Origin of the sequence: Streptomyces sp. JH34, assembly GCF_029428875.1 — a bacterium.
Lineage (GTDB): Bacteria > Actinomycetota > Actinomycetes > Streptomycetales > Streptomycetaceae > Streptomyces.
Window position 1 is genome coordinate 6,237,657 of record NZ_JAJSOO010000001.1, and the last position, 20,903, is coordinate 6,258,559.

Consider the following 20,903-nt stretch of genomic DNA (forward strand, 5'->3'; position numbering starts at 1 on the left):
GGCCGGGTGCGCCGGGACACGAAAACGCCGGGCCGGCAGGGGCCCGAGGCCCCGCCGACCCGGCGGTACGTCTCTTCGCGGTGCCGGTCAGCCCTCGTCGTGGGCGACCGCGCGACGCGCGTCGGCGTCCAGCACGCCCCAGCTGATCAGCTGCTCCGTGAGCACGGACGGCGACTGGTCGTAGATGACGGCGAGGGTGCGCAGGTCGTCCTGGCGGATCGAGAGCACCTTGCCGTTGTAGTCACCGCGCTGGCTCTGGATCGTCGCGGCGTAGCGCTGCAGCGGTCCGGCCTTCTCCGGCGGCACGTGGGCCAGGCGCTCCAGGTCGAGGACCAGCTTCGGCGGCGGCTCCGCGGCGCCACCGGGGGTCGTGCCGGGCAGCAGCTCCTGCACCGGGACGCCGTAGAAGTCGGCCAGCTCGGCAAGGCGCTGCACGGTCACGGCGCGGTCCCCGCGCTCGTAGGAACCGACCACGACGGCCTTCCAGCGGCCCTGCGACTTCTCCTCCACGCCGTGGAGGGAAAGACCCTGCTGGGTGCGGATGGCGCGGAGCTTGGCCCCGAGCTGCTTTGCGTATTCGCTGGACATAAGGCTCCCCGGACGCTGGAACATTCTGCGGCTGGGCCGCGTGGCTGGTAACTCACTGTGAGGTTACGCAGCGTTACATGGCTGCGTCAAGCCGAAAGGTCCGGGCTGCCACCTCCTGGGGGCGGGGCCAGGGCCTCACGCAAGCCCTGGTAACGTGGATGACGCAATTTCGACGTCCTTTAACGTCCGTCCAGTGAGGCGGAGAAGGAGGTCCGTTTCTTATGGACGCACAGCATGACCACACCGGCAATGCGGCACGCCCCGTTCTCGAGGCTCCCGACATCGCCCGGGCACTGACCCGAATCGCCCACGAGATCGTCGAACGCGCCAAGGGCGCCGACGACGTGGTGCTGCTCGGCATCCCCACACGGGGGGTCTTCCTCGCCGGCCGGCTGGCCGAAAAGCTCGAGGAGATCACCGGCCGGAAGACGCCGGTCGGGTCACTCGACATCACGATGTACCGCGACGACCTGCGGATGCGCCCGGCGCGCGCCCTCGCACGCACCGACATCCCCGGTGAGGGCATCGAGAACCGTCTCGTCGTCCTGGTCGACGACGTGCTCTTCTCCGGGCGCACGATCCGCGCCGCACTCGACGCGCTCGGCGACATCGGCCGTCCGCGTGCCGTGCAGCTCGCGGTCCTCGTCGACCGCGGCCACCGCGAACTGCCGATCCGTGCCGACTACGTCGGCAAGAACCTCCCCACGTCGCTGCGGGAGACGGTCAAGGTCCAGCTCGCCGAGGAGGACGGCCGCGACGCCGTGCTGCTCGGTGTCAAGCAGACCGTTCCGGCGGGCGAGCAGTAGCCGAGTCCCGTCCCGTGCGCGCCCTCCGGCCGCACGGCTGCTCCGGCACGCCCGCCTGCCTGATCCCTCCACCCTTCACGGAGACACTCAGATGCTGCGCCCTCCCGGGGACACCCCCCGAACCCCCCGTCACCTGATCTCGGCCGCAGACCTCACCCGCGACGACGCCGTCCTGATCCTCGACACCGCCGAGGAGATGGCCAGGGTCGCGGACCGGCCGATCAAGAAGCTCCCCACCCTGCGTGGACGAACGGTCGTCAACCTCTTCTTCGAGGACTCGACCCGGACGCGGATCTCCTTCGAGGCCGCCGCCAAGCGCCTCTCCGCCGACGTCATCAACTTCTCCGCCAAGGGCTCGTCCGTCTCCAAGGGCGAGTCCCTCAAGGACACCGCCCTGACCCTGGAGGCCATGGGCGCCGACGCCGTCGTCATCCGGCACGGCGCCTCCGGTGCCCCGTACCGCCTCGCGACCTCGGGCTGGATCGACAGCGCGGTCGTCAACGCCGGTGACGGCACGCACGAGCACCCCACCCAGGCGCTCCTCGACGCGTTCACGATGCGCCGCCGGCTGGTCGGGCCCGACGCGGGGATCGGCCGCGACCTCGAAGGCCGCCGGATCACGATCGTCGGCGACATCCTGCACAGCCGCGTCGCCCGCTCCAACGTCCACCTGCTGCACACGCTCGGGGCGCACGTCACCCTGGTGGCGCCGCCCACCCTCGTGCCGGTCGGCGTCGAGCAGTGGCCCTGTGACGTCAACTACCGCCTCGACGACGTGCTGCCGAAGTCGGACGCGGTCATGATGCTCCGTGTGCAGCGTGAGCGGATGAACGCCGCCTACTTCCCGACCGAGCGTGAGTACTCCCGGCGCTACGGCCTGGACGGCGAGCGCATGGCGAGGATGCCCGAGCACGCCATCGTGATGCACCCCGGCCCGATGGTCCGCGGCATGGAGATCACGGCCGAGGTCGCGGACTCCGACCGCTGCACCGCCGTCGAGCAGGTCGCGAACGGCGTCTCCACCCGCATGGCCGTCCTGTACCTGCTGCTGGGCGGTTCCGAGACCGCCCTGCCGTCCGCCGCCGCCCGTACCGAGGAGAACAAGTAACCATGAGCAAGATCCTTATCCGCGGCGCGAAGGTCCTCGGCGGAGAGCCGCAGGACGTCCTCATCGAGGGCGAGAACATCGTCGCCACCGGCACCGGGCTCGACGCCGAGGGCGCCACCGTGATCGAGGCGGCCGGCCAGGTCCTGCTGCCCGGCCTCGTGGACCTGCACACCCATCTGCGTGAGCCCGGACGCGAGGACTCCGAGACCGTCCTCACCGGCACCAAGGCGGCCGCCGTCGGCGGCTTCACCGCCGTCCACGCCATGGCCAACACCTTCCCCGTCGCCGACACCGCCGGCGTCGTCGAGCAGGTCTGGCGGCTCGGCAAGGAGTCCGGCTACTGCGACGTGCAGCCCGTCGGCGCCGTCACCGTCGGCCTGGAGGGCAAGCAGCTCGCCGAGCTCGGCGCCATGCACGACTCCGCCGCCGGGGTGAAGGTCTTCTCCGACGACGGCAAGTGCGTCGACGACGCGGTGATCATGCGCCGCGCGCTGGAGTACGTGAAGGCCTTCGACGGGGTCGTCGCCCAGCACGCCCAGGAGCCCCGCCTCACCGAGGGCGCCCAGATGAACGAGGGCGTCGTCTCGGCCGAGCTCGGTCTCGGCGGCTGGCCCGCGGTCGCCGAGGAGTCGATCATCGCCCGCGACGTGCTCCTCGCCGCCCACGTCGGCTCCCGCGTGCACATCTGCCACCTGTCGACCGCCGGCTCCGTGGAGATCGTGCGCTGGGCCAAGTCCAAGGGCTGGGACGTCACCGCCGAGGTGACCCCGCACCACCTGCTGCTCACCGACGAACTCGTGCGGACCTACAACCCGGTCTACAAGGTGAACCCGCCGCTGCGCACCGAGGCCGACGTCATGGCCCTGCGCGAGGCCCTCGCCGACGGCACCATCGACTGCGTGGCCACCGACCACGCGCCGCACCCGCACGAGGACAAGGACTGCGAGTGGGCCGCCGCGGCCATGGGCATGGTGGGCCTGGAGACCGCGCTCTCCGTGGTCCAGCAGACGATGGTGGACACCGGGCTCCTCGACTGGGCGGGCGTCGCCGACCGCATGTCCCGCCGCCCCGCGGCCATCGGCAGGCTCGAGGGACACGGCCGGCCCGTCTCGGCGGGTGAGCCCGCCAACCTCACTCTGGTCGATCCGGCATACCGTGGAGCCGTGGACCCCGCGGGCTTCGCCTCCCGCAGCCGCAACACTCCGTACGAGGGTCGCGAGCTGCCCGGCCGAGTGACCCACACCTTCCTGCGGGGCCGTGCCACGGTCGTCGACGGGAAGCTCGCGTGACAACTCTCAACTCCCTGTACCTACTGGCCGCCGAGCAGAAGTCGGCCGACGTGACGGACTGGTCCGCCCGCATCAGCTGGGTCGTCGGACTGCTCGTCTTCATCGCCTTCGTCTACTGGCTGATGCGCCAGGGATGGAAGTGGCGCGGAAGCCTCCAGTCCGGGCTCCCTGAGCTCCCCGCCACCCCGGAGGGGTTCACGGACGGCGAGACCCTGCTCACACTGACCGGCCGCTACCACGCCTCGACCACGGCCGGGCAGTGGCTCGACCGGATCGTCGCCCACGGCCTCGGCACCCGCAGCCGCGTCGAGCTGACCCTCACCGCGCAGGGCCTCGACGTCGTACGCCCCGGCGCGGCCGACTTCTTCGTGCCGGCCGCCGCCCTGCGCGAGGCCAGGCTCGACAAGGCGCTCGCCGGCAAGGTCCTCCCCGAGGGCGGCCTGCTGGTCATCACCTGGGCGCACGGCGACCAGCTGATCGACTCGGGCTTCCGCTCCGACCACGCGGCCGGGCACCAGGCGTGGGTCGACGCCGTCAACCACCTCGCCGGCACGGCCGGCGACCACCTCACCAGCACCACCACCAGCACGACGGAAGGCACCGCACGATGACGATCTCCACCCGGGGAGCCGGAAAAGCTCCCGCCGTACTCGTCCTGGAGGACGGCCGCTCCTTCCGCGGCCGCGCCTACGGGGCCGTGGGGGAGACCTTCGGCGAGGCGGTGTTCTCGACCGGTATGACCGGCTACCAGGAAACGCTGACCGACCCCTCTTACCACCGCCAGGTGGTCGTCATGACGGCCCCGCACGTCGGCAACACCGGCGTGAACGACGAGGACCCCGAGTCGGGCCGCATCTGGGTCTCCGGCTACGTCGTGCGCGACCCCGCCCGGGTGCCGTCCAACTGGCGCTCCCGCCGGTCGCTGGACGAGGAGCTCGCGAGCCAGGGCGTCGTCGGCATCAGCGGCATCGACACCCGCGCGCTCACCCGCCACCTGCGTGAGCGCGGCGCGATGCGCGTCGGCATCTTCTCCGGCAACGCCGTCCAGGACGAGGGCATACTGCTCGCCAAGGTGCGCCAGGCGCCCGAGATGAGCGGCGCGGACCTCGCGGCCGAGGTCGCCACCAAGGAGACGTACGTCGTCCCCGCCGTCGGCACCAAGAGGTTCACCGTCGCGGCGATCGACCTCGGCATCAAGGGCATGACCCCGCACCGCATGGCCGAGCGCGGCATCGAGGTGCACGTCCTGCCCGCCACCGCCACCCTGGAGGACGTGTACGCGGTCGAGCCCGACGGCGTGTTCTTCTCCAACGGCCCCGGCGACCCCTCCACCGCCGACCACCCGGTCTCCGTCATGCGCGGCGTCCTGGAGCGGAAGACCCCGCTCTTCGGCATCTGCTTCGGCAACCAGATCCTGGGCCGCTCGCTCGGCTTCGGCACCTACAAGCTGAAGTACGGCCACCGCGGCATCAACCAGCCCGTGCAGGACCGCACGACCGGCAAGGTCGAGGTCACCGCGCACAACCACGGCTTCGCCGTCGACGCTCCGCTCGACAAGGTCTCCGACACGGAGTTCGGCCGCGCCGAGGTCTCCCACGTATGCCTGAACGACCAGGTCGTCGAAGGACTCCAGCTGCTCGACCAGCCGGCCTTCAGCGTCCAGTACCACCCCGAAGCAGCCGCGGGCCCGCACGACGCCGCGTACCTCTTCGACCGTTTCGTCACCCTGATGGAGGGCCAGCGTGCCTAAGCGCTCCGATATCCAGTCCGTCCTGGTCATCGGCTCCGGCCCGATCGTCATCGGGCAGGCCGCCGAGTTCGACTACTCCGGCACCCAGGCGTGCCGCGTGCTCAAGGCCGAGGGCCTGCGCGTCATCCTGGTGAACTCCAACCCGGCGACGATCATGACCGACCCGGAGATCGCCGACGCCACATACGTCGAGCCGATCACCCCCGAGTTCGTCGAGAAGATCATCGCCAAGGAGCGCCCCGACGCGCTGCTCCCCACCCTGGGCGGCCAGACCGCGCTGAACACCGCGATCTCCATGCACGAGAACGGTGTCTTGGAGAAGTACGGCGTCGAGCTCATCGGCGCCAACGTCGAGGCCATCAACAAGGGCGAGGACCGCGACCTCTTCAAGGGCGTCGTCGAGGCCGTCAAGGCGAAGATCGGTTACGGCGAGTCCGCCCGCTCCGTCATCTGCCACACGATGGACGACGTCATCGCCGGTGTCGACACCCTCGGTGGCTACCCCGTCGTCGTCCGCCCCTCCTTCACCATGGGCGGCGCCGGTTCCGGCTTCGCCCACGACGAGGAGGAGTTGCGCCGCATCGCCGGACAGGGCCTCACGCTCTCGCCGACCACCGAGGTGCTCCTGGAGGAGTCCATCCTCGGCTGGAAGGAGTACGAGCTGGAGCTGATGCGCGACAAGAACGACAACGTCGTGGTCGTCTGCTCCATCGAGAACTTCGACCCGATGGGCGTCCACACCGGTGACTCGATCACCGTCGCCCCGGCGATGACGCTCACCGACCGTGAGTACCAGCGGCTGCGCGACGTCGGCATCGCGATCATCCGCGAGGTCGGGGTCGACACCGGCGGCTGCAACATCCAGTTCGCCATCGACCCCACCGACGGCCGGGTCATCGTCATCGAGATGAACCCGCGCGTCTCCCGTTCCTCCGCGCTCGCCTCCAAGGCCACCGGCTTCCCGATCGCCAAGATCGCCGCCAAGCTGGCCGTCGGCTACACGCTCGACGAGATCCCGAACGACATCACCGAGAAGACACCGGCCTCCTTCGAGCCGACCCTCGACTACGTCGTCGTCAAGGCGCCCCGCTTCGCCTTCGAGAAGTTCCCGTCCGCCGACTCCACCCTCACCACCACCATGAAGTCGGTGGGCGAGGCCATGGCGATCGGCCGCAACTTCACCGAGGCCCTGCAGAAGGCGCTGCGCTCCCTGGAGAAGAAGGGCTCGCAGTTCGCCTTCACCGGCGAGCCCGGCGACAAGGCCGAGCTGCTCGCCGAGGCGGTCCGCCCCACGGACGGCCGCATCAACACCGTGATGCAGGCTATCCGCGCCGGCGCCACCCAGGAGGAGGTCTTCGACGCCACGAAGATCGACCCCTGGTTCGTCGACCAGCTCTTCCTGATCAAGGAGATCGCCGACGAGCTGGCCGCCGCCGAGCGCCTGGACGCCGAGCTGATCGCCGAGGCCAAGCGGCACGGCTTCTCCGACGTCCAGATCGGTGAGATCCGCGGCCTGCGCGAGGACGTCGTACGCGAGGTCCGGCACGCCCTCGGAATCCGCCCGGTCTACAAGACGGTCGACACCTGCGCCGCCGAGTTCGCCGCGAAGACGCCGTACTTCTACTCCAGCTACGACGAGGAGAGCGAGGTCGCGCCCCGCACCAAGCCGGCGGTGATCATCCTCGGCTCCGGCCCGAACCGCATCGGCCAGGGCATCGAGTTCGACTACTCGTGCGTCCACGCCTCGTTCGCCCTGCACGACGCGGGCTACGAGACCGTGATGGTCAACTGCAACCCCGAGACCGTCTCCACGGACTACGACACCTCCGACCGGCTCTACTTCGAGCCGCTCACGCTCGAGGACGTCCTGGAGATCGTGCACGCCGAGTCGCTGGCGGGCCCGATCGCCGGCGTCGTCGTCCAGCTCGGCGGCCAGACCCCGCTCGGCCTCTCGCAGGCGCTCAAGGACAACGGTGTTCCCGTCGTGGGGACGCCCCCGGAGGCGATCCACGCCGCCGAGGACCGCGGCGCCTTCGGCCGCGTGCTCGCCGAGGCCGGGCTGCCGGCCCCGAAGCACGGCACCGCCACCACCTTCGCCGAGGCCAAGGCCATCGCCGACGAGATCGGCTACCCCGTCCTCGTACGCCCGTCGTACGTGCTCGGCGGCCGCGGCATGGAGATCGTCTACGACGAGACCCGCCTCTCCTCGTACATCGAGGAGTCCACCGAGATCAGCCCCACCCGGCCGGTCCTGGTCGACCGCTTCCTCGACGACGCGATCGAGATCGACGTCGACGCGCTCTACGACGGCACCGAGCTCTACCTCGGCGGCGTCATGGAGCACATCGAGGAGGCCGGCATCCACTCCGGCGACTCCGCCTGCGCGCTGCCCCCGATCACGCTCGGCGGCTACGACATCAAGCGGCTGCGGGCCTCCACGGAGGGCATCGCCAAGGGAGTCGGGGTCCGCGGACTGATCAACATCCAGTTCGCGCTCTCCGGAGACATCCTCTACGTCCTCGAGGCCAACCCGCGCGCCTCCCGGACCGTCCCCTTCACCTCGAAGGCGACCGCGGTCCCGCTCGCGAAGGCCGCCGCCCGCATCTCGCTCGGCGCCACCGTCGCCGAGCTGCGCGAGGAGGGCCTGCTGCCGAAGACCGGCGACGGCGGCACCCTGCCGCTGGACGCGCCGATCTCCGTCAAGGAGGCCGTCATGCCCTGGTCGCGCTTCCGCGACATCCAGGGCCGCGGCGTCGACACGGTCCTCGGCCCGGAGATGCGCTCCACCGGTGAGGTCATGGGCATCGACTCCGTCTTCGGCACGGCGTACGCCAAGTCGCAGGCCGGCGCCTACGGACCGCTGCCCACCAAGGGCCGTGCCTTCATCTCGGTCGCCAACCGGGACAAGCGCACGATGATCTTCCCGGCCCGCGAGCTGGTCGCCCACGGCTTCGAGCTGATGGCCACCTCCGGCACCGCCGAGGTCCTCAAGCGCAACGGCATCAACGCCACGGTCGTGCGCAAGCTCTCCGAGGGCGAGGGCCCGAACGGCGAGAAGACGATCGTCCAGCTGATCCACGACGGCGAGGTCGACCTCATCGTCAACACGCCGTACGGGACGGGCGGCCGGCTCGACGGCTACGAGATCCGCACCGCGGCCGTCGCCCGGTCCGTGCCGTGCCTGACCACGGTCCAGGCGCTCGCCGCCGCCGTCCAGGGCATCGACGCGCTGAACCACGGCGGTGTCGGCGTACGTTCCCTCCAGGAACACGCGGAACATCTGACCGCGGCCCGCGACTAGCAGCCAGGCCCAGCAGGGGGACACCGGAAACGGTGTCCCCCTCTTCATGAGGACACCGTGATGTACAAACTCTTCTTCCAGCTGGTCTTCAAGCGGATGGACCCGGAGCAGGCCCACCACCTGGCCTTCCGGTGGATCCGCCTCGCCGCCCGCACCCCCGTGCTGCGCACCTTCGTCGCCGCCGCGCTCGCCCCCCGCCACGAGGAGCTGCGCACCGAGGCCCTCGGGCTGCGGATGCACGGCCCCTTCGGTCTCGCCGCCGGCTTCGACAAGAACGCCGTCGCCATCGACGGCATGTCCATGCTCGGGTTCGACCACATCGAGATCGGCACGGTCACCGGCGAGCCGCAGCCCGGAAACCCCAGGAAGCGGCTGTTCCGCCTGGTCGCGGACCGTGCGCTGATCAACCGCATGGGCTTCAACAACGAGGGCTCGGCGGCCGTGGCGGAGCGCCTCGCCGCCCGCACCCCCGTCTTCCGCACGACCGTCGGCGTCAACATCGGCAAGACCAAGACGGTCCCCGAGACCGAGGCCGTGGGCGACTACGTGAAGTCCACCGAGCGGCTCGCCGCCCACGCCGACTACCTCGTGGTGAACGTCTCGTCGCCCAACACGCCCGGTCTGCGCAACCTCCAGGCGACCGAGGCGCTGCGCCCGCTGCTCACCGCCGTGCGCGAGGCCGCCGACCGCACCGTCACCGACCGGCGCGTCCCGCTGCTGGTCAAGATCGCCCCGGACCTCGCGGACGAGGACGTCGACGCGGTCGCCGACCTCGCCGTCGAGCTCGGTCTGGACGGCATCATCGCCACCAACACCACCATCGCCCGCGACGGCCTCGGCCTGAGGTCCCCCGCCGACCTGGTCCGGGAGACCGGCGGGCTCTCCGGCGCGCCCCTCAAGGAGCGCTCCCTGGAGGTCCTGAGCCGCCTGTACGCCCGCGTGGGGACCCGGATCACCCTGGTGGGCGTCGGGGGCATCGAGAACGCCGAGGACGCCTGGCAGCGCATCCTGGCCGGTGCCACGCTCGTACAGGGCTACAGCGCCTTCATCTACGAGGGCCCGTTCTACGCCCGGGCGATCCACAAGGGACTGGCCGCCCGGCTGGCCGCCTCGCCGTACGCCACCCTCTCCGAGGCCGTCGGCGCCGAGACACGGAAGGTCATGCAGTGACCCCTGAACCCTTCGGCGCACGTCTGCGCCACGCCATGGACACCCGCGGGCCGCTCTGCGTCGGCATCGACCCGCACGCCTCCCTGCTCAGCTCCTGGGGCCTGAACGACGACGTCGCCGGCCTCGAACGCTTCACACGTACGGTCGTCGAGGCGCTGGCCGACCGGGTCGCCGTGCTCAAGCCGCAGTCCGCGTTCTTCGAGCGCTTCGGCTCGCGGGGCGTCGCGGTCCTGGAGAAGGCGGTCGAGGAGGCCCGCGCGGCCGGGGCCCTCGTGCTCATGGACGCCAAGCGGGGCGACATCGGCTCCACGATGGGCGCCTACGCCGCCACGTACCTCGACAAGGACTCGCCGCTGTTCTCCGACGCGGTCACCGTCTCGCCGTACCTCGGCTTCGGCTCGCTGCGCCCGGCGCTGGACGCCGCCGAGGCCTCCGGGGCCGGTGTCTTCGTGCTCGCCCTGACCTCCAACCCGGAGGGCGCGGAGGTCCAGCGGGCCACCGCCGCCGACGGGCGCTCGCTGGCCCAGTTGATGCTCGACCACATGGCCGCCGAGAACGCGGGCGCGACCCCGCTCGGCTCCGTCGGGGCCGTGGTCGGCGCCACGCTCGGGGACACGGGAGCCGACCTGTCGATCAACGGTCCGCTCCTCGCACCCGGCATCGGCGCCCAGGGCGCCACGCCCGCGGATCTTCCCCGGGTCTTCGGCGCCGCGGTGCGCAACGTGGTGCCGAGCGTGAGCCGGGGCGTGCTGCGTCACGGACCGGACGCTTCAGGGCTGCGCGAAGCCGCCGGACGGTTCGCGGACGAGGTCCGAACGGCCGTCCCGGATAGCTGACCATGCCACGTAACAGCCTGTTGACGGAATCCTGACCAGAAAACCGGGTTGTTATGCGTCAAATGTCCGGGTCGGTGTCAGCTGACCAGGACTTTTCGTCTGTTCTCGCTGACTCAGGCGGCCTTGGCCGCTAGTCTCCGTCGAGAGCCAACGAGTACACGTTGTTCGTTGCTCACCAGGTGTGGAGCCATCCAGGCTCCGCGCCGGTCCGTATCCGACAGATCGACATCCGAGGTGACGTAGGCGTGGCTCTTCCGCCCCTTACCCCTGAACAGCGCGCAGCCGCGCTCGAAAAGGCCGCCGCGGCTCGCCGGGAGCGGGCCGAGGTCAAGAATCGACTCAAGCACTCCGGCGCCTCGCTCCATGAGGTCATCAAGCAGGGCCAGGAGAACGACGTCATCGGCAAGATGAAGGTCTCCGCTCTTCTCGAGTCCCTGCCGGGCGTGGGCAAGGTCCGCGCCAAGCAGATCATGGAGCGGCTCGGCATCTCCGAGAGCCGCCGGGTCCGGGGTCTCGGCTCCAACCAGATCGCATCCCTGGAGCGTGAGTTCGGCGGCAGCGCCGCCTGACGTTCTCAGGCACTCCTGAGAACGGGGATAATCGCCCCATGGCTGCAACATCCCGGGGGACGTCCCCCGTACCCCCGGACGTACGTCCGCGGCTGACCGTGCTCTCCGGCCCCTCCGGGGTCGGCAAGAGCACGGTCGTCGCTCATATGCGCACGGTTCACCCCGAGGTCTGGCTCTCGGTGTCGGCGACGACCCGGAAGCCGCGCCCCGGCGAACGCAACGGCGTCCACTACTTCTTCGTGGACGACGGGGAGTTCGACAAGCTGGTCGCCAACGGCGAGCTGCTGGAGTGGGCCGAGTTCGCGGGCAACCGCTACGGCACGCCCCGCCGGGCCGTGCTCGACCGCCTGGAGGCGGGCGAGCCGGTGCTGCTGGAGATCGACCTGCAGGGCGCGCGACTGGTCCGCCAGTCGATGCCCGAGGCGCAGCTCGTCTTCCTCGCGCCGCCCGGCTGGGACGAGCTGGTGCGCCGGCTCACCGGTCGCGGGACGGAGGCGCCCGACGTGATCGAGCGCCGACTCGCGGCGGCGAAGGTCGAGCTGGCCGCCGAGTCGGAGTTCGACACGACGCTCGTCAACACCTCCGTCGAGGACGTCGCACGCGAGCTGCTAACGTTGATGCTGCAGGCTTCCGGCCTCCGCGGCAGTGACGGCTGACCTCAACGGGTCCAGACGGTCCACACACCTCCGCGGACGCAGAGCACCACTGCGGAACCAGCATGATCAAAGATCTCTTTGATCTCTATCCCCTTCGGAAGGCAGAGAGTGTCCTCTTCCATCACCACGCCCGAGGGCATCATCAACCCGCCGATTGATGAGCTCCTCGAGGCCACCGACTCGAAGTACAGCCTCGTGATCTACGCGGCCAAGCGCGCGCGCCAGATCAACGCGTACTACTCGCAGCTCGGTGAAGGCCTCCTCGAGTACGTCGGTCCGCTCGTCGACACCCACGTGCACGAGAAGCCGCTCTCGATCGCGCTCCGCGAGATCAACGCGGGTCTGCTGACCTCCGAGGCCATCGAGGGCCCCGCGCAGTAAGCAGGCGGCACGCAGGAAAAGCACCTTCACCACAGGCCCGGCGGCCGCGACCGCCGGGCCTGTGGTGTGTCCGGTCCCGGGCCCGCCGGAACGGATCCGCGACGGTGAGGCAGCATGGGGGCGTACGTCATGAGGCCGCACGCGAGTGCGCGGAGACACGAGTGCGGGGAGACGCAGTGGAGAAGCCGAAGGTCGTCCTGGGGGTCAGCGGTGGCATCGCCGCGTACAAGGCGTGCGAACTGCTCCGCAGGCTGACCGAGTCCGGCCACGACGTACGGGTCGTACCGACCGAGGCGTCGCTGAACTTCGTCGGGGCGGCCACCTGGTCGGCCCTCTCCGGGAACCCCGTGTCGACCGAGGTGTGGGAGAGCGTGCACGAGGTGCCGCACGTCCGGATCGGGCAGGCGGCGGATCTCGTCGTGGTCGCCCCGGCCACCGCGGACATGCTCGCCAAGGCCGCCCACGGCCTGGCCGACGACCTCCTCACCAACACCCTGCTCACCGCGCGCTGCCCGGTCGTCTTCGCGCCCGCGATGCACACCGAGATGTGGGAGCACCCCGCCACCCAGGAGAACGTCGCCACCCTGCGCCGCCGCGGTGCCGTCGTCATCGAGCCGGCCGTCGGCAGGCTCACCGGTGTGGACACGGGCAAGGGCAGGCTGCCGGACCCCGGGGAGATCTTCGAGGTCTGCCGGCGGGTGCTCACCCGCGGTCCCGTCGCCCCCGACCTCGTGGGCCGGCACGTGGTGATCAGCGCGGGTGGCACCCGCGAGCCGCTCGACCCGGTGCGCTACCTGGGCAACCGGTCCTCGGGCAAGCAGGGCTACGCCCTCGCCCGTACCGCCGTCGCGCGTGGCGCCCGGGTGACGCTGATCGAGGCCAACACGGGGCTCCCCGATCCCGCGGGCGCCGACGTCGTGCGTGCCGGAACCGCCGTCCAACTGCGCGAGGCCGTGCTGAAGGCGGCCGCCGACGCCGACGTGGTGGTGATGGCGGCGGCGGTCGCCGACTTCCGGCCCGCCGCCTACGCGGCAGGGAAGATCAAGAAGAAGGACGGCCAGGAGCCGGCTCCCGTCGAACTCGTCCGCAACCCGGACATCCTCGCCGAGGTCGCCGCCGACCGGGCCCGGCCCGGCCAGATCGTCGTCGGATTCGCCGCCGAGACCGACGACGTCCTCGCCAACGGACGCGAGAAGCTCCGCCGCAAGGGATGTGATCTTCTCGTCGTGAACGAGGTGGGGGAGCGCAAGACCTTCGGGTCCGAGGAGAACGAGGCGGTCGTGCTCGGCGCCGACGGCGGCGAGACCGCTGTGCCGTACGGACCCAAGGAAGCACTCGCCGACACCGTATGGGACCTGGCGGCGGCACGTTTCCGTTAGATTGCGTAGGCGCCGCTCAAACGGGAGGCCTCACGACGAACGGCCGTGTCTCACTACCGGAAATGGGGTGATTGTCGTACCGCCGTCAACAGTGCCGCAGGTCACAGACCTCCCAAGGGGCGAGACGCGTGACCCAATCACCGGAACTGACCGATAAACTGGTCGACGGAATGTGCCGGGCGCAGCTCCCGGAGTTCCATCAATGATCAGCCAGCAGCCGCTGCAACCCCAGGGAGCGATGTGTCCCGCCGCCTCTTCACCTCGGAGTCCGTCACCGAGGGCCACCCCGACAAGATCGCTGACCAGATCAGCGACACGATTCTCGATGCCCTCCTGGCCGAGGACCCCACCTCGCGCGTCGCCGTCGAGACCCTGATCACCACCGGTCTGGTGCATGTCGCGGGTGAGGTCACGACCAAGGCCTACGCCGATATCCCCAACCTCGTGCGCAACAAGGTGCTGGAGATCGGCTACGACTCCTCCAAGAAGGGCTTCGACGGAGCCTCCTGCGGGGTCTCGGTGTCCATCGGCGCGCAGTCCGCGGACATCGCCCAGGGCGTCGACACCGCGTACGAGAAGCGCGTCGAGGGCGCCTCGCGAGGGGAAGCCGAGGACGAGCTCGACAAGCAGGGCGCCGGCGACCAGGGGCTGATGTTCGGCTACGCCTGCGACGAGACGCCCGAGCTGATGCCCCTCCCGATCTACCTCGCGCACCGCCTCTCGCGCCGGCTCTCCGAGGTCCGCAAGAACGGGACCATCCCCTACCTGCGCCCCGACGGCAAGACCCAGGTCACCATCGAGTACGACGGTGACAAGGCCGTCCGCCTCGACACGGTCGTCGTCTCCTCGCAGCACGCCTCCGACATCGACCTGGACTCGCTGCTCGCGCCCGACATCCGCGAGTTCGTCGTCGAGCACGTCCTGAACCAGCTCATCGAGGACGGCATCAAGCTGGACACCGAGGGCTACCGCCTGCTGGTGAACCCGACCGGCCGCTTCGAGATCGGTGGCCCGATGGGCGACGCCGGCCTCACCGGCCGCAAGATCATCATCGACACCTACGGCGGCATGGCCCGCCACGGCGGCGGCGCCTTCTCGGGCAAGGACCCGTCCAAGGTCGACCGCTCGGCCGCCTACGCCATGCGCTGGGTCGCCAAGAACGTCGTCGCGGCCGGGCTCGCCACGCGCTGCGAGGTCCAGGTCGCCTACGCGATCGGCAAGGCCGAGCCGGTGGGCCTCTTCGTCGAGACCTTCGGTACCGCCGCGGTGGACACGGAGAAGATCGAGCACGCCATCGGCGAGGTCTTCGACCTCCGCCCGGCCGCGATCATCCGCGACCTCGACCTGCTCCGCCCGATCTACGCCCAGACCGCGGCGTACGGGCACTTCGGCCGCGAGCTCCCCGACTTCACCTGGGAGCGGACCGACCGCGTGGACGCGCTGCGCGAGGCGGCGGGGCTGTAGCACGCCGGAAGTTCTCACGCCGGGGCCCGGACACCGTACGAGGTGTCCGGGCCCCGGCGTGTGCGCCCTTGCGGAGGCCCGGGGCGTGTCAGTGGTGTCTGGTAGGAATGTGGCTGTGAGCAGCGACGACGAGCAGTCCGAGGAGCCCGGGTCCGGGGCGCCGGAGCAGCTTGCGCTCATCCGGGAGACGGTGCGCCGGGCCAAGGTCCCGCGGGCCAAGCCGCGCACCTGGCGGGGCGCCCCCCTCGCCGAGGACCTGCCGGTCGCCCGTGTCCTGGTGAACAAGGGCGCGCTCCACCTCGACCAGTACTTCGACTACGCCGTCCCCGAGGAACTCGACGCGGAGGCCCGGCCGGGCGTCCGCGTCCGGGTGCGGTTCGGGGCCGGAGGACGTCAGGTCCGCGGCGGGAGGCGCGAGGGCGGCGGGCTGATCGACGGCTTCCTGATCGAGCGCCGTGCCTCCTCGGACTACCAGGGAGCCCTGGCGGCCCTCGCCTACGTCGTCTCGCCCGAGCCGGTGCTCGGCCCGGAGCTGCTGGAGCTCTCGCGGGCCGTGGCCGACCGCTACGCCGGCAGTCTCGCCGACGTACTGCAGCTCGCCGTGCCCCCGCGGAACGGACGCGCCGAGGGCAAGCCGTCGCCCGCCCCCCTGCCTCCGCCCCCCGCCCCCTCGCCCGGCACGTGGGAGCGGTACGCCCAAGGCCCCGGATTCCTGCGTGCGCTGGCGGAGGGCGGCGCGCCACGCGCCGTGTGGACCGCGCTCCCCGGACCGCACTGGCCCGAGGAGATCGCCCGTGCCATGGCCGCGACCCTGGCCTCGGGCCGGGGCGCGCTCGTCGTCGTACCGGACGGCCGGAGCGCCGGGCGGGTCGACGCGGCTCTCACCGAGGTGCTGGGGGAGGGGCGGCACGCGCTGCTGACCGCCGACTCCGGGCCCGAGAAGCGCTACCGGCAGTGGCTGGCGGTCCGGCGCGGCTCCGTGCGCGCGGTGGTGGGGACCAGGGCCGCGATGTTCGCCCCGGTCGCCGATCTGGGCCTCGTGGCCCTCTGGGACGACGGTGATTCCAGCCACAGCGACGACAACGCGCCCTTCCCACACGTCAGGGAGGTCCTGGAACTGCGGGCGGCGCACGGTCGCTGCGGCTTCCTGCTGGGCGGCACGAACTGCACGGTGGAGGCCGCCCAGCTGGTCGAGAACGGCTGGGCCCTGCCCCTGCGGGCGGACCGGGAGCAGCTGCGGATCGCCGCACCCCTCGTGCGCACCGTCGGCGACGGGGAGCTCGCGCGGGACGGCGCGGCACGCTCGGCGCGCCTGCCCAGCCTGGCGTGGCAGACCGTCCGGGACGGCCTGCGCAGCGGTCCCGTCCTCGTGCAGGTGCCTCGCCGGGGTTACGCACCCAGGCTGTCCTGCGAGCGGTGCCGTGAGCCCGCCCGGTGCCGGCACTGCGCGGGGCCGCTGCAGGCCCCTGACCAGCAGGACCTCAACTGCGCCTGGTGCGGGCGGGCCGAGACGGCATGGAACTGTCCTGCCTGCGGCGGCGTACGGCTGCGGGCCCGGATCGTCGGAGCCCGGCGGACCGCCGAGGAGCTGGGACGGGCGTTTCCCGCCGTCCCGGTGCGGACGTCCGGCCGGGACCATGTGCTGGACTCCGTGCCCGGCGCGCCCGCCCTGGTCGTCAGCACCCCCGGCGCCGAGCCGGTCGCCGAGGGTGGTTACGCGGCGGCGCTGCTGCTGGACGGCTGGGCGATGGTCGGCCGCCCCGACCTTCGGGCCGGGGAGGAGGCGCTGCGGCGCTGGACGGCCGCCGCCGCACTGGTGCGTGGCCGGCCGGAGGGCGGCACGGTGGTGATCATGGCCGAGCCGACGCTGGCGCCGGTGCAGGCACTGGTCCGCTGGGACCCGGTCGGCCACGCCCGCCGTGAACTCGCCGAGCGCGCGGAGCTCGGATTCCCGCCGGTGTCCAGGATGGCTTCGGTGACCGGGCCCCCGGAGGCGGTGGCCGCCTACCTCGCCGGTGCGGACCTGCCGCCGGAGGCGCAGGTGCTCGGCCCGGTGCCGGTACCGGCAGGCACCCCGGGCAGGCCCCGCAGACAGGGGGACGCCCCACCCGGTGAGACCTGGGAGCGGGCGCTGGTCAGGGTCCCGCCGGGGCGGGGAGCGGCGCTGGCCTCCGCGCTGAAGGCGGCGCAGGCGGCACGGACGGCCAGGGGCACCGGGGACCCCGTCCGGATCAGGATCGATCCGCCGGACATCGGCTGACACCGCCGAGCGGGACGGGCGCAGGGAACGCGGCGGAGAACGGGCCCGTCCGGCGGCCGAGCGTCCTCGGCCGCCGGACGGGCCCGGCAAAGGTCTCCGTCGCCGTCCTCAGCCGTTGCGCGGACCGGGGAACGCGCCGGGACGGTCCGACGGCTGCGGTGGCATCGAGCGGGCAGCGGGCACGACGGGCACCGCCGGGGCGGAGTCCGGAGCCGTCGGCACCGAGCGGGTCGTGGTGTCCGGCGCCGCGTCGGCCGTCGCCGGCTGAGGAGTGGCGCGGCGGGCGCCGTACCGGCGGTGCACCGCCTGCTTGGTGACCCCGAGGGCGGAGCCCACCGCGTCCCACGAGAAGCCCAGCGAGCGGTCGAAGTCCACCGCGGCCGTGACCAGCGTCTCGACGCTGTCGCGCAGTTCCTGGGCGAGCCGGACCGTCGGGGCGGGCGCCCTGCCGTAGACGACGAAGCCCGCGGAAGGGCCCGTGCGGCGGGGACGGTAGACGTTGCCCAGCTGCGCGGTGAGGGTACGCAGCGCGTCCACCTGCCGCCGGACGCGCTCGATGTCCCGCACCAACAGGTGCAGGCTGGCACGCGCTTGGGCGTCGTGGGTTGCGTGGTCGGCCATGAACAAGCCTTTCGAACCGGCGTTGAAAGGGATCGGATCGCACGGGGGCGGTCCACTTCGGTCAATCTCACTTGACCAACGCGTCACCCGGCCATGTGGTCACGCATGAGGGGCGTATGCGCGTCCGGGCGGGGGCGCGCGGACCTGCGTACGCCCCCTGTCCGCCGGGCCCGGACAGCCGGGGCGGGCCGGGCGGGAGAGCGGGGGCACCCCTAGACTGGTGTGCTGCTCGCCACGTACGTTCCGCCCGAGAGGCAGTCCGCCACCCATGAAGCTCGTCTTCGCAGGCACCCCCGAGGTCGCCGTTCCCGCCCTGGACGCCCTGATCGCCTCCGGCCGCCACGAGGTGGCCGCCGTGGTGACGCGCCCCGACGCCCCGGCCGGACGGGGGCGCCGGCTGGTCGCCAGCCCGGTGGCCGAACGGGCCGAGGAGGCGGGCATCGAGGTCCTCAAGCCGGCCAAGCCGCGCGACGAGGAGTTCCTGGCACGGCTGCGGGAGATCGCGCCGGACTGCTGCCCCGTCGTCGCCTACGGCGCCCTGCTTCCCAAGGTGGCGCTCGACGTCCCCGCGCGCGGCTGGGTCAACCTGCACTTCTCGCTGCTGCCCGCCTGGCGCGGCGCCGCGCCCGTGCAGCACTCCGTGATGGCCGGCGACGAGGTCACCGGCGCGTCGACCTTCCTGATCGAGGAGGGCCTGGACTCGGGACCGGTGTACGGCGTCCTGACCGAGGAGGTCCGGCCCACCGACACCAGCGGCGATCTGCTCACCCGCCTCGCCTTCGCCGGAGCAGGGCTGCTCGCGGCGACCATGGACGGCATCGAGGACGGCACCCTGCACGCCGTCCCGCAGCCCGCCGAGGGCGTCACCCTGGCGCCCAAGATCACCGTCGAGGACGCCCAGGTGCGGTGGTCCGCGCCCGCGCTCCGCGTCGACCGCGTGGTGCGCGGCTGCACCCCGGCCCCCGGCGCGTGGACCCTGTTCCGCGGGGAACGCCTCAAGCTGGTCCAGGCCGCACCCGTCCTGGACCGCAGCGACCTGGCCCCGGGCGAGCTCTCCGCCGGCAAGAACAACGTGTACGTGGGCACCGGCTCGCACGCCGTGGAACTCCTCTGGGTCCAGCCCCAGGGCAAGAAGCCGATGCGGGCCGCCGACTGGGCCCGCGGGGTGCGCATCGCCCACGGGGAGCTGCTGGGGCTCTGAGACCCGGCGGCCCGGGACGGGGCGGGGGGCGGGCGACGTACGCTGGACGGGTTCGCCCCCTCACCATCAGCGGAGCACCTTTCACGTGAACGACCAGCAGCGCCGTCGTCCCGCCAAGCCTCACCGCCGCCCCAAGAAGGACCCCGTCAGGTTCCTCGCCTTCGAGGTCCTCAGGGCCGTGGACGAGCGCGACGCCTACGCCAACCTCGTCCTGCCCCCACTGCTCAAGAAGGCACGGGCCAAGGGCGACTTCGAGGGGCGGGACGCCGCGCTGGCGACCGAGCTGGTCTACGGGACCCTGCGCCGTCAGGGCACCTACGACGCGATCGTCGCCGCCTGCATCGACCGGCCGCTGCGCGAGGTCGACCCGCCGGTGCTCGACGTGCTCAACATGGGTGTCCACCAGCTCCTCGGCACCCGCATCCCGACCCACGCGGCCGTCTCCGCCAGCGTGGAGCTGGCGCGGGTGGTGCTCGGCGAGGGCCGCGCCAAGTTCGTCAACGCGGTGCTGCGCAAGGTCACCGCGCACGACCTCGACGGATGGGTGGAACGCGTCGCGCCCCCCTTCGACGACGACGCGGAGGAACACCTCTCCGTCGTCCACTCGCACCCCCGCTGGATCGTCTCGGCGCTCTGGGACGCCCTGGGCGGCGGACGCGCCGGGATCGAGGACCTGCTCGAGGCGGACAACGAGCGCCCCGAGGTGACGCTCGTCGCCCGCCCCGGCCGCTCGACCCCCGACGAGCTGCTGGACGCCCTCGGCGAGGAGAGCGGCCTGCCCGGCCGCTGGTCGCCGTACGCCGTGCGGATGGCCGAGGGCGGCGAGCCCGGAGCCCTGGCCGCCGTACGGGACGGCAGCGCCGGGGTGCAGGACGAGGGCAGCCAGCTCGTCGCCGCCGCCCTGGCCGCGGCGCCCGTCGAGGGCGCCGACACCCGGTGGCTCGACGGCTGCGCGGGCCCGGGCGGCAAGGCCGCACTGCTGGCCGCCCTCGCCGCCGGACGCGGGGCCACCCTGCTGGCCGCGGAGAAGCAACCGCACCGCGCACGGCTCGTCGAGCGCGCCCTGGCGGGCAACCCGGGGCCCTACCAGGTGATCACCGCCGACGGCACCCGGCCTCCCTGGCAGCCCGGCTCCTTCGACCGGGTCCTCATGGACGTACCGTGCTCCGGCCTCGGCGCGCTGCGACGGCGCCCCGAATCCCGCTGGCGCCGCCGTGCGGAGGACCTGGAGAGCTTCGCCCCCCTGCAGCGCGGCCTGCTGCGCGAGGCGCTGAAGGCCGTACGGATCGGCGGCGTCGTCGGTTACGCGACCTGTTCGCCGCACCTCGCGGAGACCAGGGTCGTCGTCGAGGACGTGCTCAAGGGGCGCGGCGGGGCGGCCGTGGAGGCCGAGTGGATCGACGCCCGACCGCTGCTCCCCGGGGTGCCCGCGCTGGGGGACGGGCCGGACGTGCAGCTGTGGCCCCACCTCCACGGCACCGACGCCATGTACCTGGCCCTGCTGCGCCGCACGGGCTGACCCGG

18 protein-coding genes are annotated in these 20,903 nt (G+C 71.9%); 16 read left to right on the plus strand and 2 right to left on the minus strand.

Annotated features, from left to right (window positions below; genetic code table 11):
• Positions 1-87 precede the first annotated feature (87 nt).
• Positions 88-588 (minus strand): transcriptional regulator BldD, encoded by a 501-nt coding sequence (gene bldD / locus LWJ43_RS28110; protein ID WP_014157378.1) that lies wholly within the window; start codon positions 586-588, stop codon positions 88-90.
• Positions 589-809: 221 nt separating this feature from the next.
• On the opposite strand from bldD, the gene pyrR reads away from it, so the two are divergent.
• The 14 genes from pyrR to LWJ43_RS28180 all read left to right on the plus strand — a co-directional run bounded on the left by pyrR (position 810) and on the right by LWJ43_RS28180 (position 17,557).
• The gene (gene pyrR / locus LWJ43_RS28115; protein ID WP_277334976.1) at positions 810-1,394 is read left to right on the plus strand and encodes a bifunctional pyr operon transcriptional regulator/uracil phosphoribosyltransferase PyrR; all 585 of its coding nucleotides are present in this window, start codon (positions 810-812) and stop codon (positions 1,392-1,394) included.
• A gap of 91 nt (positions 1,395-1,485) precedes the next feature.
• Positions 1,486-2,502 carry an aspartate carbamoyltransferase catalytic subunit gene (locus LWJ43_RS28120; RefSeq protein WP_277334977.1) on the plus strand — a complete coding sequence of 339 codons (1,017 nt, stop codon included), beginning with the start codon at positions 1,486-1,488 and terminating at the stop codon, positions 2,500-2,502.
• 2 nt (positions 2,503-2,504) lie between these two features.
• On the plus strand, positions 2,505-3,791 hold the full coding sequence (locus tag LWJ43_RS28125; RefSeq protein WP_277334978.1) for a dihydroorotase: 1,287 nt from the start codon (positions 2,505-2,507) through the stop codon (positions 3,789-3,791).
• Complete coding sequence (locus LWJ43_RS28130; RefSeq protein ID WP_277334979.1) at positions 3,788-4,402, plus strand: PH-like domain-containing protein; 615 nt, start codon at positions 3,788-3,790, stop codon at positions 4,400-4,402. The genes LWJ43_RS28125 and LWJ43_RS28130 overlap by 4 nt, the downstream gene beginning before the upstream one ends.
• Positions 4,399-5,541, plus strand: coding sequence for a glutamine-hydrolyzing carbamoyl-phosphate synthase small subunit (gene carA, locus LWJ43_RS28135; protein WP_277334980.1), 1,143 nt, complete (start codon positions 4,399-4,401; stop codon positions 5,539-5,541). Before LWJ43_RS28130 ends, carA begins: the two co-directional genes overlap by 4 nt.
• Positions 5,534-8,842, plus strand: coding sequence for a carbamoyl-phosphate synthase large subunit (carB, locus tag LWJ43_RS28140; RefSeq protein WP_277334981.1), 3,309 nt, complete (start codon positions 5,534-5,536; stop codon positions 8,840-8,842). The genes carA and carB overlap by 8 nt, the downstream gene beginning before the upstream one ends.
• A 60-nt stretch (positions 8,843-8,902) precedes the next feature.
• Positions 8,903-10,012, plus strand: coding sequence for a quinone-dependent dihydroorotate dehydrogenase (locus LWJ43_RS28145; protein ID WP_277334982.1), 1,110 nt, complete (start codon positions 8,903-8,905; stop codon positions 10,010-10,012).
• The gene (pyrF, locus tag LWJ43_RS28150) at positions 10,009-10,848 is read left to right on the plus strand and encodes an orotidine-5'-phosphate decarboxylase (protein ID WP_277334983.1); all 840 of its coding nucleotides are present in this window, start codon (positions 10,009-10,011) and stop codon (positions 10,846-10,848) included. Before LWJ43_RS28145 ends, pyrF begins: the two co-directional genes overlap by 4 nt.
• Before the next feature lie 245 nt (positions 10,849-11,093).
• Complete coding sequence (locus LWJ43_RS28155) at positions 11,094-11,417, plus strand: integration host factor (RefSeq protein WP_014157387.1); 324 nt, start codon at positions 11,094-11,096, stop codon at positions 11,415-11,417.
• Positions 11,418-11,455: 38 nt separating this feature from the next.
• Positions 11,456-12,073 carry a guanylate kinase gene (gene gmk, locus LWJ43_RS28160; RefSeq protein ID WP_277334984.1) on the plus strand — a complete coding sequence of 206 codons (618 nt, stop codon included), beginning with the start codon at positions 11,456-11,458 and terminating at the stop codon, positions 12,071-12,073.
• 108 nt (positions 12,074-12,181) lie between these two features.
• Positions 12,182-12,454 (plus strand): DNA-directed RNA polymerase subunit omega, encoded by a 273-nt coding sequence (gene rpoZ, locus LWJ43_RS28165; protein WP_003970369.1) that lies wholly within the window; start codon positions 12,182-12,184, stop codon positions 12,452-12,454.
• A 176-nt stretch (positions 12,455-12,630) separates the two neighbouring features.
• Positions 12,631-13,833 (plus strand): bifunctional phosphopantothenoylcysteine decarboxylase/phosphopantothenate--cysteine ligase CoaBC, encoded by a 1,203-nt coding sequence (coaBC, locus tag LWJ43_RS28170; RefSeq protein WP_277334985.1) that lies wholly within the window; start codon positions 12,631-12,633, stop codon positions 13,831-13,833.
• A 240-nt stretch (positions 13,834-14,073) separates the two neighbouring features.
• Positions 14,074-15,297, plus strand: a complete 1,224-nt coding sequence (gene metK, locus LWJ43_RS28175; RefSeq protein ID WP_277334986.1) for a methionine adenosyltransferase — start codon at positions 14,074-14,076, stop codon at positions 15,295-15,297.
• A 115-nt stretch (positions 15,298-15,412) separates the two neighbouring features.
• Entirely contained in the window at positions 15,413-17,557 is a 2,145-nt protein-coding gene (locus LWJ43_RS28180) for a primosomal protein N' (RefSeq protein WP_277334987.1), read from the plus strand.
• 108 nt (positions 17,558-17,665) lie between these two features.
• Here LWJ43_RS28180 and LWJ43_RS28185 read toward each other — a convergent pair whose 3' ends face one another.
• Positions 17,666-18,178, minus strand: a complete 513-nt coding sequence (locus tag LWJ43_RS28185) for a hypothetical protein (RefSeq protein ID WP_277334988.1) — start codon at positions 18,176-18,178, stop codon at positions 17,666-17,668.
• A gap of 268 nt (positions 18,179-18,446) precedes the next feature.
• Here LWJ43_RS28185 and fmt point away from each other — a divergent pair, with 268 nt between their 5' ends.
• Complete coding sequence (fmt, locus tag LWJ43_RS28190) at positions 18,447-19,379, plus strand: methionyl-tRNA formyltransferase (RefSeq protein WP_277334989.1); 933 nt, start codon at positions 18,447-18,449, stop codon at positions 19,377-19,379.
• Between the two features lie 85 nt (positions 19,380-19,464).
• Positions 19,465-20,898 (plus strand): RsmB/NOP family class I SAM-dependent RNA methyltransferase, encoded by a 1,434-nt coding sequence (locus LWJ43_RS28195; protein WP_277334990.1) that lies wholly within the window; start codon positions 19,465-19,467, stop codon positions 20,896-20,898.
• The last annotated feature ends 5 nt before the right edge of the window (positions 20,899-20,903 follow it).

Excerpts from the sequence above, each read along its gene's own strand:
- bldD (WP_014157378.1), bottom strand. The coding sequence starts at position 588 with ATGTCCAGCGAATACGCAAAGCAGCTCGGGGCCAAGCTCCGCGCCATC.
- pyrR (WP_277334976.1), top strand. The coding sequence starts at position 810 with ATGGACGCACAGCATGACCACACCGGCAATGCGGCACGCCCCGTTCTC.
- LWJ43_RS28120 (WP_277334977.1), top strand. The coding sequence starts at position 1,486 with ATGCTGCGCCCTCCCGGGGACACCCCCCGAACCCCCCGTCACCTGATC.
- LWJ43_RS28125 (WP_277334978.1), top strand. The coding sequence starts at position 2,505 with ATGAGCAAGATCCTTATCCGCGGCGCGAAGGTCCTCGGCGGAGAGCCG.
- carA (WP_277334980.1), top strand. The coding sequence starts at position 4,399 with ATGACGATCTCCACCCGGGGAGCCGGAAAAGCTCCCGCCGTACTCGTC.
- LWJ43_RS28145 (WP_277334982.1), top strand. The coding sequence starts at position 8,903 with ATGTACAAACTCTTCTTCCAGCTGGTCTTCAAGCGGATGGACCCGGAG.
- gmk (WP_277334984.1), top strand. The coding sequence starts at position 11,456 with ATGGCTGCAACATCCCGGGGGACGTCCCCCGTACCCCCGGACGTACGT.
- LWJ43_RS28185 (WP_277334988.1), bottom strand. The coding sequence starts at position 18,178 with ATGGCCGACCACGCAACCCACGACGCCCAAGCGCGTGCCAGCCTGCAC.
- fmt (WP_277334989.1), top strand. The coding sequence starts at position 18,447 with ATGAAGCTCGTCTTCGCAGGCACCCCCGAGGTCGCCGTTCCCGCCCTG.